Here is a 16,241-nt window from a genome sequence, read left to right as displayed (position 1 = left end):
CTGGCCGATCGGCCAAGCCCTAAGCATCGGAAATTCATGTCGGTACTCGAATCCGCCCAAGCATTGGCTTTTGTGCTGCTGGTGGTTTTTCTGTCGTACATCCTGGTGATCCTGGTCCCGTTCCTGCGGCGAAAGACTGATCCCGAAGGCGATCCCGGCACCTTCTCCTGGCACGTCTTCATTCCTTGCCGTGACGAGGAAGTGGTGATCGGCAAGACCCTTGAACTGCTCAGGGCGCAATTCCCGCAAGCCCACGTCTGGGTTGTCGACGACGACAGCGACGACGCGACCGCGGAACTCGTCAGCGCGGCCTCCCGCCACGACGACATGATCCACCTGGTCCGCCGCCGGCGTCCGCTTGCCCGCACCGGCAAGGGCGACGCCCTCAACGCCGCATACCGCACCCTGGATTCCTGGCTGCCCGCCGGCGTCGACCGTTCTTCGGTGATCGTCCTGGTGGTCGACGCCGATGGCCACCTTGCTGACAACGCCTTCCGGCAGGCGGCCGGTACGCTCGCCTTCGGCGACCCCGAAGTAGGTGCCGCACAGACAGCGGTCTGGATGTCCAACCTGGACGATCCCGATCTTCAGGGCGGCGCAGGCCGGGAACGGATCAGGCGCACGTTTGGCCGCTACCTGGTCCTGATGCAGGACATGGAATTCAGGACCACCATCGCGGCGATGCAGTCCCTGAGGCGGCACACGCTGACGGTTGGCCTGGGTGGCAACGGCCAATTCACCCGGCTGTCTGCTCTCGACGCGATCGCCAGGACCTCGGGCCAACCGTGGCACGGGGCATTGCTGGAGGACTACGAACTGGCCATCCACATCATGCTGGGCGGCTATAAGACGGTCTACATGCATGACACCCACGTTGCCCAGGAAGCGCTGCCGGACCTGCGCCGGCTCCTGACGCAACGGACGCGCTGGTGCCACGGCGGCATGCAGTGCAGCACCTACCTGAAACGGATTTTCGAGTCGCCGTACTTCAGCAACGTTGGCGCCATCGAATCCAGCTACTTCCTCATTCAGCCCTTCATCCAGATCATCGGGCTGGTGCTCTGGCCCACGCTGTTCGTCACCATGGTGGCGCAGGGCGCACTGACCATGGGCAGCTTTGTTGCTTGGATCTCGGCAGCGTGGTTCATCATTCCCTTGATCATCGCGACGGGCGTCCTGCCTTTCGCCCTCTGGGGGCTCGTGTACAGGCGGCACGTCGCTCCGGAGAAGAACTTCATGACCGGTATCGCGTGGGGCCTTGGCTATTGGCTTTATATGTACCAGAACTACGTCACCGTGCTGAGGGCCACGTACCGGCTCATCACCGGCCGCCAAGGGTGGGCGAAAACACGCCGCAACCATGAAGCCGACGTCAAACTACTAGCGAAGGAAGCCTAGTGGCTGCGAGCGCCAACCTCAGCGACATCAACGTTCCCCGGGGGCCGCGGGCCATCCCCGTGCAGAAGGCCCGTGGCGGAGGTGTGCTCGGGTTGCTGTTCCTGGCCGCCGCCACGGTGGCCATGCTGCAGCAGGAACACATCAGGGCAGCGGAAGCATGGCTGATGGCTGCGGTTTTCGATGGGATCCTGGGCGGGGCGTCCTACAGCGTGGACGACATCATCTTCCACAACGTGGGGGCAGGCCAGCCCTACGCCCTCATGGTCACCGGACTGTGCTCCAGCGCGGTCCTCCTCACACCTATCGCCGCGTTGGCGGGGGTCCTGTTCCTGATGGGGCGGATTCCTGTGTCGCGGCTCATGCCTGCCACCCTGATCGCCCTGGCTATCGTCTGCCTGAGCAACGCAACCCGGTATTTCATGATCGCCGCAGCCCAACAGAGCTGGGGACAGCAGGGCTTTGACCTCATGCACCACTTCCTGGGTTCGTTCGTGGTGATCTTCGGCTTCGTGGCCGCCATCATCGTCCTGGTGCGCGCCGCCGTCGTCCGCAAGGACCGATCCGTTGCCAAGCGGAGGGGCCGGCGTGCGTCCTGAACTGCCGGCCGTGCTCCCGGCGCTCGCCATCGCTGCGGCTTTGATCCTGACCGGCTGCGGTGCCGGTCCCGCTACCGATGCGGAGGTTGGTGCGGTCTCCGGGGACAACGCAGTCCGCGTGGGCCAGTGCTACCTCATTTCAACACCGGAAGAGTATGGTGCCAGCAGCCATACGGGTCCGGCGGTTGCCTGTTCCGAGCCGCACACCACCCAGACATTCCTGGTGGCTACGGTGCCTCAGCCGCTGTCCGGGCAAGCGGAGCGTCCGCTCCACGAGCAACTCCAAAACCTCACTGCCCGTTTATGCCCGGCTACGGAACTGCGCAAGTACCTGGGTGGCGCCGAGCGCGACGCCACCACCGGCATGGCCATCACCGGGTACTATCCCACCCGCGCCGCCTGGTCGGCCGGGAGCCGGACCGTCCGCTGCGACGTCCTGACCACCACGGCTGACCTGGCGCCCAGGGAGACCAGGGCCGATCTCAAGGACGCCCTGGCGAGGCCGGAATCCGCCCCGATCCGGCTTTGCTACACCCAGGAGATCACAGACGGCGTGCTGGGTTCCGAAGGCACTGACACCCCCTGTTCCGAGCCGCACACTACCGAGGATGTCAGTGCTTGGTTCGGGCAGGACGCTTCGCTGGTGCCTTTGGCGGCGCAGCAGGAACGCTGCCTTCCCTTTGTGCTCGACTTCCTGAAGGCGCGGGTTCTCCCGGCGGATGTGGAAGTCCGGCCGATAGTCCGTATCGACGGCGGGGCCCGGGCTGTCCGCTGTGGCGTGGCACCGTTGCAGGGATCGGGGCCGGAGCCCTGGATCGGGACCCTTGCCCCTGGTGCCGGCTCTGTGAGTGCGGAGGCCGCGAATGGTTGAGACGACGGTTGGGAAATCAGCCACGATCGAGGACGCTGGGGAGTTCGCTCCTGTTCCCGTGCGGTCCGGCGCGGGCCCACGGCAGGGTGCCCTGCGTCTGGCAGGGAGGTTCCTCGCACGGACGTTCGGTCCCGGAGAGTTGTTACTGGGCGGGGTCCGTACCCCGGCCATCGTTGCTGGATTGGTGTCCGCCCTGGCGATGCTGGTGCGGTTGTTTGTGCCGGGCCCGGTTGGTGTGGCCGACCAGGGCGATGGCAACGGCTTGGTCTGCTCGCTGGGCGTCAGTAACGTCCGGCCTTGGGACTACGCCGATTTCACGCGGTTCATTTACCCCAGCTGGACACCCCACCCGCTGGTGGGTGAGGCGTGCGGTGCTGCCGGATCCGGTGAGCCGGTGTACTCGTCCCAGCTTGCCTTCCTGTGGTTGGGGAAGCTGGTTACCCCGCTCTTTGGCTGGGGTGAGGGGCTGGATATGCGCGCAGTGGGCATCATCTGCTGCCTGGTTTTCGGCTTTTTGATCGCCGGGCTCGTTGTTGTGCTCCCGGGCCGTGCGAGCTTCCGGATCCTCATCGCCGCTTTGGTGACTGCGGTAATGGCGGATGGCGTCTTCGCTGATTTTTTCATCTCTCCCTACCCGGAGCCCGCAGCCTTCCTGGGAACGCTGGGTTTGTTGGTGGCCCTCTTGAACTACTGGAACGGGACCCGGAGCCGCTGGGTGACCATCCTGCCGGTGGCAGGTGCTGGCATCTTCACCATCGCGGCCAAGCCGGAGATGGTGTCGTGGCTGCCAGTGCTGGTCCTGGCCTTGCTGTGGTTGCCGCAGCGGACCGCTCGACGCGCAAGCCGCCGGGCACCGGAAGGCGGCACTTGGCATCGCTTTGCCCTGCCGGTGGTGGCTTTAGCGGTCATTGCGGCTTTCGCGGTGGCTTTCATGGCCGTGCAACCGAAGCGCACCGCCGAGCTGAACCTCTACAACGCGGTTTTTGCTGAACTTCTACCGCACAGCCCCACCCCGGAGGAGGACCTGACCTGGTTGGGGCTGGATCAGGGATTTGTTGCTGCGAGTGGCACTACCGTCGCGTCACCGAGGTCGGCTGCCTTGAACCCGAAATTCCACGAGTTCCAGGAAGAGATGGGCGCCGGCAAACTTGCAGGTTTCTACCTCACCCACCCTGAGCGGCTGATTGGGATGGGCGAACGCGGGATTACCGCCATGCTGACGCCTGAACTGGGCTACGTCGGTTCGTTCATGGAGGGACAGGGCCGCGAGCCGTTCGCGAAGGACCACCGCTTCCCGGTTGTCTTGGGCCTGTTGACGGCACTGAAGGCGGCGCCCGTTGCTTTGGTGGCAATGCAGCTGCTGACGCTGCTCCTTGGACTCGCCGTGGCCTTCCGCAAGAAGGCCGCCGTAGGACGCCTGGCGGTGGTGGTGGTCGTGGCAGGGTGGCTGCAGTTCTGGGTGGTGGTGCTGTGGTCCGGGCAGCCCGAGATCTATCGGCAGCTACTGCTCTCAGGTTTCCACGCGGCTTTGTGTGTCCCGTTGCTGGTTGCACTGATCAGCATCCTCGCATCCGGGCCGGAGCGGGGACAGCAGCAAACGGCTTCCCAGGCCACGCCCGGATTACGTGATCCAGCCGTCAGCGCTTAGCTGATTCCGCAGGCTGATCACGTTGCTGAGCCTGATCCCGGCGGCCGCATACCGCTGCCTGATCCGATGCAGGTGGGCCTTGACGGTTTGTTCGCTGATGCCCATGGCATCAGCCACCCCACGCACAGGCAAGGCGTCGCTGCCCAGGTAGAGTTCGGCGAGGCGTTGTTCACGAAGCGACAGCTTGATCCGTTCCGGTGCCGTGTCCACCATGACCGCCGCGACTTCCGGGGGCACATAAAGCTTCCCGGCGGCCACGGCACGGATGGCGTGCTCTATATGCTGGGGCCCCGCGGCCTTTGGGACATACCCAAGGGCCCCAGCGGTACAGGCCGCCCCGGCGTCCCATCCATCCAGCGCGGTGGCAAGGACGACGACGCGAAGGCCCGCCCGTACCAAATGGCGCACGGCCGGTACCAGCTCCTCGTGGCTGTCCAAGGTGCCAAGCACGGCAACCTCGATCTCTTCCGCGGACCAGCCACTGCCCTGCTCGACGGGCAGCAGGGCGGTGGAACTTGCCTTGATCACCAGGTCCGGCGCGTTGCAACGGAGCCAGGCATCCAGTGTGTCGATCATCAATTGGTGGCGGTCCACCACCAGCACCCGCGTCACCACAGCCGGGGCGCTTTCATGTGGACAAGGATGCTGGCACCGCCAGGATCCCTCTGGACCCGGGGGTCTCCCAGGGTTTCCAATTCGCTCCACAGAGCCGGGGTGCAGCGGCCGGGATTGAGGTTGCGCACCCTCCACGTGATGAGGATGCGGTCTTCCACGTCGGGTTCAAGAAAGACCTGGAGCTTGCCAGCGCCGTCCGCGCCCGCTGCCCGGGTGCCACCGCCGTCCGCGCCCCCGACCGGGGTAGCCAGGAGCATGGTCACTGCCAGGACCGCCGAACGCTGCGCGTGGGGGATGCGCTCCGCAAGGTCCGGCTGGGCCGCCACAGCCACCGTGGATTCCATTCGGGCAAGGCGCAACGCGGCGACGAGCCACGTGCCCGATTGCAGCAGCATCAACTGCCCCCTGAGTTGTGAGGCCAATGCCTGTGCTTCTTCGGCCACTGTTGGATCCAGGGCAAGCTGCTGGTTCCTGGCCACCTTGGCGAACAGCTCGTGAATTTGGTGGTGCGTCTGTGCCAGCAGATCGGACGGCGAGAACACATCGGACGGCGAGTCGACGATTGGATCAGCGGGTGGTTCCTGCGGAGCGGGTAATGCCTCGCGTTGCCGGGACACGGCCAGTTCCATCCGGCTTTGGATACCGATGACCGCCAAGGCTCCCAGAAGGCCCGGAATGAGGGTGATAAAGAAGATGAGGAGCCCTTCACCGGACCCAAAACGGGGCGTCGTAGCGTAATAGACGGCGCTGAGGACCGCGTTGACTCCCACCAGGAACAGGAAACCCATCAGGTCCCATCGCATGCTCAACAGAAAAACCAGGGCCGCCCCCATGAGGACGTTGAACGCCAACGCGGCGTAGCCTGAGTCCGCGGTGACCGTACTCGCCGTGGCAAGACCGGAGGCGATCGACGTGCCGAGCCAGCCCAAGCGCAGCCAGGGCAAACGCGATGCCCTGGTCTTTGGATCCGAAGCGAACATCGCAAGAGTGAATCCCAGCAGGTCGAAGGCTTGTGCGCCCAGTCTCATGATGTCCCGGTCGCTTCCGTCCAGGGAGTTTGCGGAGGTGATAAAGGAGATCGACCAAACGGTCAGGGTCCCGGCCAAGAGAATGCTGCGGGACAGGAACAAGGGACCGGCTTTGCCCGAAATGTACGGATGTTCCGCCTTCATGCCGGGTCCGCGTTTCATGGTGCGTCCACGTCCAGGACCACGGTGGTGCCGCGGCCGGGGGCGGACAACACCCTGGCGTGGCCGCCGACGTCGTTCATGCGCTGGAGCACCGACTGCCGTAGGCCAAAACGCTCCGCCGGCACGGCTTCTGCGTTGAATCCGGAGCCCGCATCGCTGATCAGTACCGACACCGATGAACCGGACCGGGAGACGAGGACATCGACGTGGTCGGTGCCGGCATGCCGGGCAGCGTTGACCATGCACTCTTCTGCCGCGTCAACGAGAGCGCTCTGCAGGTTCTCCGGCAACGCGCCGGCCTCACCATAGACCTCGACCGTGAAAAGCTTGCCGCTTTGGCGGGCGGCCCGGTCCCTCAGCACCTCGGCAAGTTCAGGAACACGGGAAGGTTCGACGACGGCCACCCCCGCCTGGGTGCGCGGCCCGCCGTCGCCCCGCACTGCTGGGACGACTGCGGCTTTAGGTGCGGTTGGCCCGGTAACCGGTCCGCCGGCGTCGTGCGTGGCGGAGGCCAGCAGGGCACGTAACTCGTCAGGGTCGGCACCGGCGCCGTTGCGTGCCAGCACCGTCAGCGTCCTGAGGGTCGTGTCATGAAGGAGCCGGGCGTGGGCGATCGCGGCGTCGGCCGCATCGCGCGCCAAGGCCTGGGCCGCAGCGGATTCCTGCCGGATCGCCTGGTCATCGCAGTGGATGGCGACCGCCCTTGGTCCTGAGTGGCGGATGACGAGCATGACGAACCAGGCGCCCAGGACCGTGAGCACGGTGGTGGGGCCCAGATGATCGACCACGGAGACTGCGTAGCTGTGCCCGAATACCAACAGACCGAGGAACGCGGTAAACAGAACGGAGCGCCACGTGTTCCGTAACGCCAGGACCAGGACAGAGCTTGTAGCCAGCAGAACCGAATGTGCCAGGAGCAGGGAGTCGGAGTCCTGCCGGAACGTGACCCCGGTCAGAAGCTCGGACAAGGTGATCAGGGCCAGGACGGTGACAAGCCGGACGGGCCAGGCATCGGTGCGGAGCATCGCAGCAAGGCAGGCGACGAGGACAACCACAACAGCGGTGGTGGCGGGGCTTCGCCAAGCGGGCCCGTCGCTGACCGGCCCGGCGTAGATCCATGTGGCCGCGACGAAAACGAAGCTGACCACGGCCCCGCCACGGGCCAATAAATCCGAACTACCCAGAGCCTCCCGGCTGGCCACCGGTCGGTCGATCCATGCCCCCATGAATGTCTCCCCCGAAACGTGTCACCTAATATGGTGACGACATAGGCAGAATCATATGTGGGGAGGTCTGAAATGCTGCGCTACCCACTATCCCGACCCACCATCGAAGTGGACATCGTCGAAGACCACGCGGTCCTGCGGGAGGGCCTCGCCCAGTGGATCCAAGCCAATGCACCAGGGATCCGGGTTGTGGGAAAGTTCGCTTCCTGGGCCGAAGCTGCCGCCCACATCGGAGCCCTCTCGGATGTCGTGGTCCTGGACGTCCTGCTGGGCGACCATGTGCCGCTGCGTGCAAAAATCCAGGCAATCCTCTCCGCCGGACCCCAAGTAGTGGTCTGCAGCTCAGTCCTCGATCCGGCCGTCATGAGGCAGGCTATTGCGGCGGGCGCCCTGGCGTACCTCCCCAAGACCGTTTCGGCTGGCGTGGTGGAAAATGCGATCCGCAACGCAGCGCTGGGAAAGCCATATGTTACGGCGGAAGTCGCGGCCGCACTGGCTGCCGAGCGGTCCGGGCCGGTGTTGTCGGCCCGGGAACACCAGGTGGTGTCCCTTTACCTCGGCGGGACCGCCGGAACCCTCGCCGAGACGGCCAACGTCCTGGGGATCTCCGTCGATGGGGTGAAGAAGCACCTGGCGTCGGTGCGGCGAAAGTTCCAGGACGGTCCCGACCCACTGACGAGGCCCGCACTCAGGGACAGGCTGGTTGCAGGAGGCTGGCTGGTGGAGGACCCGGACCACTAGTGTTCGAAGGCCTGGAACCAGGGTCTGTGGACAACGCGCCGCTGACTGTCAGGGGCACCGCCTAGACTGGTAGGCACCATGGATATGTTGTTCGACCCCTACGCAGACGGCCCCTTCAAAGCAGGCACCAAAGCCCCAGCCAAGGCTGCCCCGGAGCTTTCCGGCTCCGGTGGAGGCCTGGGTGGCGCCCGACTGCAGGAGGGCAACGGCGGCTCATCGGGCCCTTCCGACGGGCCTGCCTCGGGAGGGTGGAGCAACAACGGTGCGACCGGCCTACCCTCCGCGGATGCGCTCCTTCAAGGGTTGAACCCGCAGCAGGAAGAAGCGGTCAAGCACGCCGGGAGCCCCTTGCTGATCGTCGCCGGCGCCGGTTCGGGCAAGACCCGCGTCCTGAGTAACCGCATCGCCTACCTCATCGCCACTAAGCGCGCCCACCACGGCGAGATCCTGGCCATCACGTTCACCAACAAAGCCGCAGCAGAAATGCGGGAACGCATCGAGGCGTTGGTAGGTGCCCGTGCCAAGGCCATGTGGATCTCCACGTTCCACTCCTCCTGCGTGCGCATCCTGCGCAGGGAAGCCGCGAACGTTGGCCTCAACTCGAACTTCTCCATCTACGACTCCGCGGATTCGCTGCGCCTGATCACCCTGGTGTCCAAGAACCTGGACCTGGATCCCAAGAAGTTCCCGCCCAAGGCCATCCAGCACAAGATCTCCGCCCTGAAAAATGAGCTGATCGACGCCGACTCCTACATTTCCTCGGCCAACCACAACGACCCCTTCGAGCAGGCCGTGGCAGAGGTCTTCAAGGGTTACGCCCAAAGGCTGCGCCAGGCCAACGCCATGGACTTCGACGACCTCATTGCCGAGACCGTCTACATGTTCCGCGCGTTCCCGGCGCTCGCAGAGTCCTACCGGCGGCGTTTCCGGCACGTACTGGTGGACGAGTACCAGGACACCAACCATGCCCAGTACGCGCTGGTCCGGGAGATCGTGGGCCTGGGCTCCGAGACCGGGGTCGAACCGAGCGAACTCACGGTCGTGGGCGATTCCGATCAGTCCATCTACGCCTTCCGTGGCGCCGACATCCGCAACATCGTGGAATTCGAAGCGGACTACCCCAACGCCCGGACCATCAAGCTTGAACAGAACTACCGCTCCACCCAGAACATCCTCAGCGCCGCCAACTCGGTGATCTCACGCAACCCCAACCGCCAGGAGAAGCGCTTGTGGACTGCGGAGGGCGACGGCGAAAAGATCGTTGGCTACGTGGGCGAGAACGAGCACGACGAAGCCCAGTTCATAGCCAAGGAAATCGACCGCCTGCAGGACGAGGACGGGCTGCGCCCGGGCGACGTCGCCATCTTCTACCGGACCAACGCACAGTCACGGTCCATCGAAGACGTCCTGGTCAGAGTGGGCCTGCCGTACAAGGTTGTGGGCGGCACGCGCTTCTATGAGCGCAAGGAAATCAAGGACGCCCTGGCTTACCTGCGCGTCCTGGTGAACCCGGACGACGACGTCAACCTCCGCCGCGTACTGAACGAACCCAAGCGGGGGATCGGTGACCGTGCGGAGGGCGCTGTTGCGGCTTTGGCGGAGCGGGAACGGACGTCCTTCATGGCGGCCGCACGCCGGGCGGACCAAGCTCCGGGAATGGCCACGCGCTCGGTGAACGCGGTGCTCGGATTCGTGAAACTGCTGGATGACCTCGCCGAAGTTGCCTCGGGCTCGGGTGCTGCGGCAGCCCTGGAAGCGGTGCTGGAACAGACCGGTTACCTCGCCGGCCTGCGAGCAAGCAACGACCCCCAGGATGAGTCGCGGGTGGAAAACCTTGCTGAGCTGGTGGCCGTGGTCCGTGAATACGAACGCGACAACCCCGAAGGCACACTCGGCGAGTTCCTCGAACAGGTCTCCCTGGTGGCCGATGCCGACCAGATTCCGGACGCACCGGGCGCAGACATCGACGCCGCAGTGGCAGAGGCCAAGCGCATGGGCGTGGTGACCCTGATGACGTTGCACACGGCCAAAGGCCTGGAGTTCCCGGTGGTGTTCCTTACAGGCATGGAACACGGGATCTTCCCGCACCAGCGCTCGGCCACCGATCCCAAGGAACTGGCTGAAGAACGGCGCCTGGCATACGTCGGATTGACGCGTGCCCGCAAGCGGCTCTACGTCACGCGCTCCGAGGTCCGGAGCATGTGGGGCCAGAGCCAGTACAACCCTGCCAGCCAGTTTCTCGAGGAAATTCCCTCCGAGCTGGTGGAGTGGAAGCGTGAAGGCATGAGCCGCCAGGCCGGTGGCTGGGGAAGCGCCCCTATCGGCTCCAACCGTTACGGTGGTTCGTTCTGGGGTGCGGGTACCTCCCGGGGAGCCGCCGCCAGCCCCACCGCAGGTTTCGACGCCGACGTCCCTGCCGCCGTCGCACGCAACAGGGTGCAGCCACAGAAGGAAGTCATTTCCGTGGTGGTGGGGGACAAGGTCAACCACACAAGCTTCGGCAACGGCGTGGTTCTCGGTGTTGAGGGCGCGGGGGACAAGACCGTTGCCAAGGTGAAGTTCGACGTCGGCGAGAAGCGCCTGCTGTTGCGTTACGCGCCCCTGACCAAAATCGACGCCTAGACTTTCGCAGCTCCGCCCCTCGCCGCCAGCCATTGCCACGGGCGCAACACAACCCTAGACTGACCGGGCGTTGTCTGGGGGCCAATGCTGTCTCTGTCCCTCTCCGTGCGACGCTGAATAGTTGCAATCCTGTCGGGGAAGGACGCGCATGGGCACCATGGCTGGGGAACGTGGAATTGTGGTCAAGGCTGCGAGGATGGTGTTGGCTGCGGCGTTGGCGAGTGCCTTGACGCTCCAGTTCGCGCCGCCTGGCCTAGCGGAAGCGGAGCCATACGTGCCGCCGGGCGGCCAGGCAGCAACGGCCATTGCCACTCCGAACGCCAGCGCGGCGCCGGCCATTGCCACTCCGAGTACTTCCCCGATGCCCACGGCACGCCCGACGCCGAGTGCCAGCGCAGCGGCAACGCAGCCGCCCGCCGTCGAACCACCTGTAACTGAACCGCTCGCGAGCGTCGAAGCTGTTGATCCATTGGCAGTGCGGTCCTACATGGACAGGGGGTACCTCACCAAGGCGTACGATGCGCCGTTGGTGATTTCCGGCGGAACTGCTCCGTACACCGTGACCGTCAGTGACGTCCCGCCGGGGCTGACGTTTGACCCTGCAACTCTCAGGTTTACCGGCACGCCTACGGGGGAGGGGTACTTCCGGATGCTGGTCACGGTGATTGACTCGTCGCAGCCCGCGCAATCTCTGGCACGGGAGGTCGCGATCGATTTCTTTGACTATGAATTGCCCCGATTCCAAACCGTGACGCGCACGGAAAAGTTCACTGACGGGGTGGTGGGCGCCTGGTACAAAGAGGACATTTGGGTCGGTACGGCGGGGGCCATGCCCTTCACCACGGCCGTGGTTTCCGGTGCACTTCCGCCGGGGATGACATGGGAAAAGAACGGCGCATCCGGTACTCCAACTGCAGCGGGCACTTACAAATTCACGGTGCGGGCCACGGATCTTTTTGAATCGGCCGACGGGGAGTTCACGTTGACTGTTCGGGCGTCGGCGCCACAGTCCACCGGTTTCACCGTGCCGGACGCGGTCCTGGGTGAACCGTATTCGGCGAAGATCGCCTCCGTTACAGGAGGCGTGGCTCCGTATTACTTCTGGTGGTCGACCCCCCGCCATATGGCCGGCAGCCTGTCGTGGCACGATCCGGGACCGGACGGGCTCACTATCGATGCCAACGGGGTGTTGCAAGGTACTCCAACCCGTGTGGGAACTTTCCAGATCTGGGTGAACTTCAGTGACTCCGGACTCTACAACCAGGGAATCTTCTCCACCGTCGTTACGGTTCTTGCCACCCGCCCGCCCGTGGTCGAGCAGCCACCTGCGGTGGTGGTGCCGCCCGCAGCGGTCGACCCTTCACCGCCGCCGTCGTCCGTGGTTCCGGCAGGGTCCGTGGCGTCGACGTCCGGTGCTGAACTCGCCGCGACCGGCCTGGCGTCGGGAAGCCTTCCCACCACGATGTGGGCCGTTGCAGGCCTCCTGATCCTTGGTGCGGCGTTGTCTGCAGCGGGCCGGCTCCGGTTTCGCGGCCGGCAGAGCGGCGCCTGACGGGCATAATAGGTGGCATGCGACGGACTGTATGGGGGATTCTTGCCGCTTTGATGGTGGTTCTGGCCTCGGGCTGTTCCTTTGCCACCAAGGATCCGGACTACGTTCCGCCGGCTCCGTTGCCGCCGCTGGAGCAGCTCCAGCAGGTCCCGGTTACGGAGCAGACCACCTTGTCCGCGGGCGAGGACGTGACCGCCTTCGTCACCGCTGACCGGAACATCGTCTGTGCCATGACATCCTCCCGCGGCGGGCACCTCAACCTGCCCTATGAGCCCAATACCTACTCGGACGCGGCGAACAACAAGTTCGCCGTAGTCCCGGTGGTGCACTGTGAGTTGGCCAAATACGGCAAGCCTGATGTTGCGGACATCACCGACGACTGCGCCGGCACCGGCCTGGGCTACCTCGGCGGGACAGTGCTGCTGTCCCCGGACAAGGCGGTCTATGGCGCGTGCCGTTCCGGCGTAACACAAATGGAGTCCGAGTTCGGTCCCAAAGGAAGCCGCAACGGACCCATTTCCAAGCTGCGTGAACTGGCTGACGGGCAAAATATCGAGCGCAACGGTCTTCGGTGCTCGGCCTACAACAGCGGGGTCGCCTGCGGAAACGTCTCCGGAGGCGTGGCGTTCTTCGTAACCAGGGATGGGTACCAGCTGATTTCCGACGGCGGCAAAACGGTCCGCGGGACCCTGAAACACACGCCGTAGCTGGCCTCGGCCAGCCCAAAAACCCCGGCTTTATGCGGTTTTTCTACATCCGATAGAAGTGTAAGGTTACTCACTTAACGGGTAGTGTGTAGCTGGCGGGACTCCCTAAAGGGCTAAAGTTCCGAGAGGACCTTACGCAATGTGACCGGCTTCAATCCGGTTGTTGACCGCGTACTCTCCGCAGCTGGCTATCGCGGTCATCGCGGTTCCCGGCTGAACAGAAAACTACTTCGACGTAGAAGGACACTAAACCGTGGACCTGTTTGAATATCAGGCGCGCGATATGTTCGAAGCGCACGGTGTACCCGTGCTCGCCGGCATCGTGGCGCACACTCCTGAAGAAGCAAAGGCAGCTGCCGAGAAGATCGGCGGCGTAACTGTCGTCAAGGCACAGGTTAAGGTTGGTGGCCGCGGCAAGGCTGGCGGCGTCAAGGTTGCCAAGACTGCCGAAGAGGCGCTTGAGCACGCCACCAACATCCTGGGCATGGACATCAAGGGCCACACCGTCAACAAGGTGATGATCGCGCAGGGTGCTGACATCGCCGAGGAATTCTACTTCTCGGTCCTCCTGGACCGGGCCAACCGCAACTACCTGGCCATGTGCTCGGTTGAGGGCGGCATGGAAATCGAGCAGCTTGCTGTCGAGCGTCCCGAGGCACTTGCCAAGATCGCGATCGACCCCGCTGTAGGCATCGACCAGGCAAAGGCCGACGAAATCGTCGCCGAAGCAGGGTTCGCTGAAGAACTGCGCGGCAAAGTGGCCGATGTCATTCTGAAGCTCTGGGACGTCTTCAAGAAGGAAGACGCAACCCTGGTTGAGGTCAACCCCCTCGTCCGCACCGGCGCAGGCGACATCGTTGCCCTCGACGGCAAGGTTTCCCTGGACGAGAACGCTGACTTCCGCCACGTGCACCACTCCACGCTGGAGGACAAGGACGCAGCTGATCCGCTCGAGGCCAAGGCCAAGGCGCAGGACCTCAACTACGTCAAGCTCGACGGCGAAGTAGGCATCATCGGCAACGGCGCCGGTCTTGTGATGTCCACCCTGGACGTCGTTGCTTACGCAGGCGAAAACCACGGCAACGTGAAGCCGGCAAACTTCCTGGACATCGGCGGTGGAGCTTCTGCCGAGGTCATGGCCAATGGCCTGGACGTCATCCTGGGCGACTCCCAGGTCAAGAGCGTGTTCGTGAACGTCTTCGGCGGCATCACCGCTTGTGACGCTGTTGCCAAGGGCATCGTTGGTGCACTGGCCGAGCTCGGTACCTCCGCGAACAAGCCGCTGGTAGTTCGCCTCGACGGCAACAACGTCGAGGAAGGCCGCCGCATCCTGACCGAGGCCAACCACCCGCTGGTTACCCTGGCCGCCACCATGGACGAGGGCGCCGACAAGGCCGCCGAGCTCGCCAACACAGCTAAGTAAAGGGACCCGAGAATGTCTATCTACCTCAACAAAGACTCCAAGGTCATCGTTCAGGGCATCACCGGTGGCGAAGGCACCAAGCACACCGCACTGATGCTCAAAGCCGGCACCAACATTGTTGGTGGCGTCAACGCCCGCAAGGCCGGCACGACGGTCCTGCACGGCGACAAGGAAATCACCGTCTTCGGCACCGTCAAGGAAGCCATGGCTGAAACCGGCGCGGACGTTTCCATCGTCTTCGTACCGCCGGCATTCACCAAGGATGCAGTGGTTGAAGCCATCGAAGCCGGCATCGGCCTCGTTGTTGTCATCACCGAAGGTGTTCCGGTCCAGGACTCCGCCGAATTCTGGGCCCTGGCCCAGTCCAAGGTGGACGCTGACGGCAAGCAGGTTACCCGCATCATCGGACCGAACTGCCCCGGCATCATCACCCCTGGTGAAGCACTGGTTGGCATCACCCCGGCGAACATCACGGGCAAGGGCCCCATCGGCTTGGTCTCCAAGTCCGGTACCTTGACCTACCAGATGATGTACGAACTCCGCGACCTCGGCTTCTCCACCGCTATCGGCATCGGTGGCGACCCCATCATCGGCACCACGCACATCGACGCCCTGGCTGCGTTCGAGGCTGACCCCGAGACCAAGGCAATCGTCATGATCGGTGAAATCGGTGGCGACGCTGAAGAGCGCGCAGCCGACTTCATCAAGGCCAACGTCACCAAGCCGGTTGTCGGCTACGTGGCTGGCTTCACGGCCCCTGAGGGCAAGACCATGGGCCACGCAGGCGCCATCGTTTCCGGCTCTGCAGGCACCGCCCAGGCAAAGAAGGAAGCCCTCGAAGCTGCTGGCGTGAAGGTCGGCAAGACGCCGTCCGAGACCGCCAAGCTGCTGCGCGAAGTTTTCGCTACGCTCTAGCTTTTACAGCTAACTCACGACGGCGGCCCGGCACCTTCCCCACGGAAGGTGACGGGCCGTCGTCGTACTCCAACCCTCGTTGGGGGGCCCGCTCTGCGCGGCATGCGCGGCTCGAGGGGCGCAGAGCGGGCCCCGCAACGCAGGAACAAAGGCCTGTCCGGAAGATCCGGGCGGGCCTTTGCTGTATCCATAATGGATGGTGTTTGTTAGTATGTTAGGACAAACTATTCGAAGGGAATGCCATGCCACTTGTGCGAATCGACGTGAACCAGGGCCGCGCGCCAGAGGAGCTGACGGCAATCAGCCGCGCCATCCACGACGCCATTCTGGCTGAGTATGGAATCCCGGAGCGGGACTACTTCCACATCCTCACCGAGCATCCGCAGGGACAGATCGTGGCGCAGGACGCAGGGCTTGGTTTTGAGCGGACTGCCGGTGTGGTGATGATCCAGATCTTTACCCAGGAAGGTCGGAGCCAGATGGCCAAGAGCTCCCTCTTTGAAGCCATCGCGAGCCGTTTGGCGGCAGTGGGGGTCCGTGGCGAGGACGTCTTTGTGGGCTACGTCGAAAACACTGCGGGGGACTGGTCCTTCGGCTTCGGGCGCAGCCAGTATGTCACCGGAGAACTGGCTGTTCCGAGCAAGTAAAAGCAGTCTGTGTCATGTTGTAAATATGTCAGTACAAACCTTTGACAGGACATGAAATCTGGTGCAAAGTAGTCATGTGGCCCCGCTCAC

At 64.1% G+C, this 16,241-nt stretch carries 14 protein-coding genes; 11 read left to right on the top strand and 3 right to left on the bottom strand.

Features of this window, described 5'->3' with window-relative positions:
* Positions 1 to 36 precede the first annotated feature (36 nt).
* From ACNQOP_RS16300 to ACNQOP_RS16285, 4 genes are read left to right on the top strand one after another with little or no spacing between them, the layout of a single operon-like run.
* Positions 37 to 1,398 carry a glycosyltransferase family 2 protein gene (locus tag ACNQOP_RS16300; RefSeq protein WP_416405148.1) on the top strand — a complete coding sequence of 454 codons (1,362 nt, stop codon included), beginning with the start codon at positions 37 to 39 and terminating at the stop codon, positions 1,396 to 1,398.
* Positions 1,398 to 1,994, top strand: a complete 597-nt coding sequence (gene xrtS / locus ACNQOP_RS16295) for an exosortase S (protein WP_257368891.1) — start codon at positions 1,398 to 1,400, stop codon at positions 1,992 to 1,994. The genes ACNQOP_RS16300 and xrtS overlap by 1 nt, the downstream gene beginning before the upstream one ends.
* Positions 1,984 to 2,865 (top strand): septum formation family protein, encoded by an 882-nt coding sequence (locus ACNQOP_RS16290; protein ID WP_416405147.1) that lies wholly within the window; start codon positions 1,984 to 1,986, stop codon positions 2,863 to 2,865. Before xrtS ends, ACNQOP_RS16290 begins: the two co-directional genes overlap by 11 nt.
* Positions 2,858 to 4,513 carry a hypothetical protein gene (locus ACNQOP_RS16285; protein ID WP_416405145.1) on the top strand — a complete coding sequence of 552 codons (1,656 nt, stop codon included), beginning with the start codon at positions 2,858 to 2,860 and terminating at the stop codon, positions 4,511 to 4,513. Before ACNQOP_RS16290 ends, ACNQOP_RS16285 begins: the two co-directional genes overlap by 8 nt.
* On the opposite strand, the gene ACNQOP_RS16280 is transcribed toward ACNQOP_RS16285, so the two are convergent.
* Genes ACNQOP_RS16280 through ACNQOP_RS16270 form a run of 3 tightly spaced genes read right to left on the bottom strand, consistent with a single transcriptional unit; the run spans position 4,487 to position 7,544 of the window.
* Complete coding sequence (locus tag ACNQOP_RS16280) at positions 4,487 to 5,128, bottom strand: hypothetical protein (protein WP_416405144.1); 642 nt, start codon at positions 5,126 to 5,128, stop codon at positions 4,487 to 4,489. The genes ACNQOP_RS16285 and ACNQOP_RS16280 overlap by 27 nt on opposite strands.
* Positions 5,122 to 6,318, bottom strand: coding sequence for a hypothetical protein (locus ACNQOP_RS16275; RefSeq protein ID WP_416405236.1), 1,197 nt, complete (start codon positions 6,316 to 6,318; stop codon positions 5,122 to 5,124). The genes ACNQOP_RS16280 and ACNQOP_RS16275 overlap by 7 nt, the downstream gene beginning before the upstream one ends.
* Positions 6,315 to 7,544: a sensor histidine kinase gene (locus ACNQOP_RS16270; RefSeq protein ID WP_416405142.1), complete on the bottom strand. Its 1,230-nt coding sequence runs from the start codon at positions 7,542 to 7,544 to the stop codon at positions 6,315 to 6,317. The genes ACNQOP_RS16275 and ACNQOP_RS16270 overlap by 4 nt, the downstream gene beginning before the upstream one ends.
* Before the next feature lie 72 nt (positions 7,545 to 7,616).
* Here ACNQOP_RS16270 and ACNQOP_RS16265 point away from each other — a divergent pair, with 72 nt between their 5' ends.
* The 7 genes from ACNQOP_RS16265 (at position 7,617) to ACNQOP_RS16235 (ending at position 16,151) form a co-directional block, all read left to right on the top strand.
* Positions 7,617 to 8,285 carry a response regulator gene (locus ACNQOP_RS16265; RefSeq protein ID WP_416405141.1) on the top strand — a complete coding sequence of 223 codons (669 nt, stop codon included), beginning with the start codon at positions 7,617 to 7,619 and terminating at the stop codon, positions 8,283 to 8,285.
* 78 nt (positions 8,286 to 8,363) lie between these two features.
* Positions 8,364 to 10,907, top strand: a complete 2,544-nt coding sequence (gene pcrA / locus ACNQOP_RS16260) for a DNA helicase PcrA (RefSeq protein ID WP_416405140.1) — start codon at positions 8,364 to 8,366, stop codon at positions 10,905 to 10,907.
* A gap of 148 nt (positions 10,908 to 11,055) precedes the next feature.
* Complete coding sequence (locus tag ACNQOP_RS16255) at positions 11,056 to 12,459, top strand: putative Ig domain-containing protein (protein ID WP_416405139.1); 1,404 nt, start codon at positions 11,056 to 11,058, stop codon at positions 12,457 to 12,459.
* A gap of 17 nt (positions 12,460 to 12,476) precedes the next feature.
* Positions 12,477 to 13,166 (top strand): hypothetical protein, encoded by a 690-nt coding sequence (locus ACNQOP_RS16250; RefSeq protein WP_416405137.1) that lies wholly within the window; start codon positions 12,477 to 12,479, stop codon positions 13,164 to 13,166.
* Positions 13,167 to 13,419: 253 nt separating this feature from the next.
* On the top strand, positions 13,420 to 14,589 hold the full coding sequence (sucC, locus tag ACNQOP_RS16245; RefSeq protein WP_416405136.1) for an ADP-forming succinate--CoA ligase subunit beta: 1,170 nt from the start codon (positions 13,420 to 13,422) through the stop codon (positions 14,587 to 14,589).
* A gap of 12 nt (positions 14,590 to 14,601) precedes the next feature.
* Entirely contained in the window at positions 14,602 to 15,504 is a 903-nt protein-coding gene (gene sucD, locus ACNQOP_RS16240) for a succinate--CoA ligase subunit alpha (protein WP_284985957.1), read from the top strand.
* A 242-nt stretch (positions 15,505 to 15,746) separates the two neighbouring features.
* Entirely contained in the window at positions 15,747 to 16,151 is a 405-nt protein-coding gene (locus tag ACNQOP_RS16235; RefSeq protein WP_416405135.1) for a tautomerase family protein, read from the top strand.
* Positions 16,152 to 16,241 lie beyond the last annotated feature (90 nt).

The sequence above is a fragment of the Arthrobacter sp. LFS091 genome, assembly GCF_047977885.1.
GTDB lineage: Bacteria > Actinomycetota > Actinomycetes > Actinomycetales > Micrococcaceae > Arthrobacter.
Note: the sequence above shows the minus strand (reverse complement) of the source record. Positions and strands in the feature narration are given on the sequence as shown.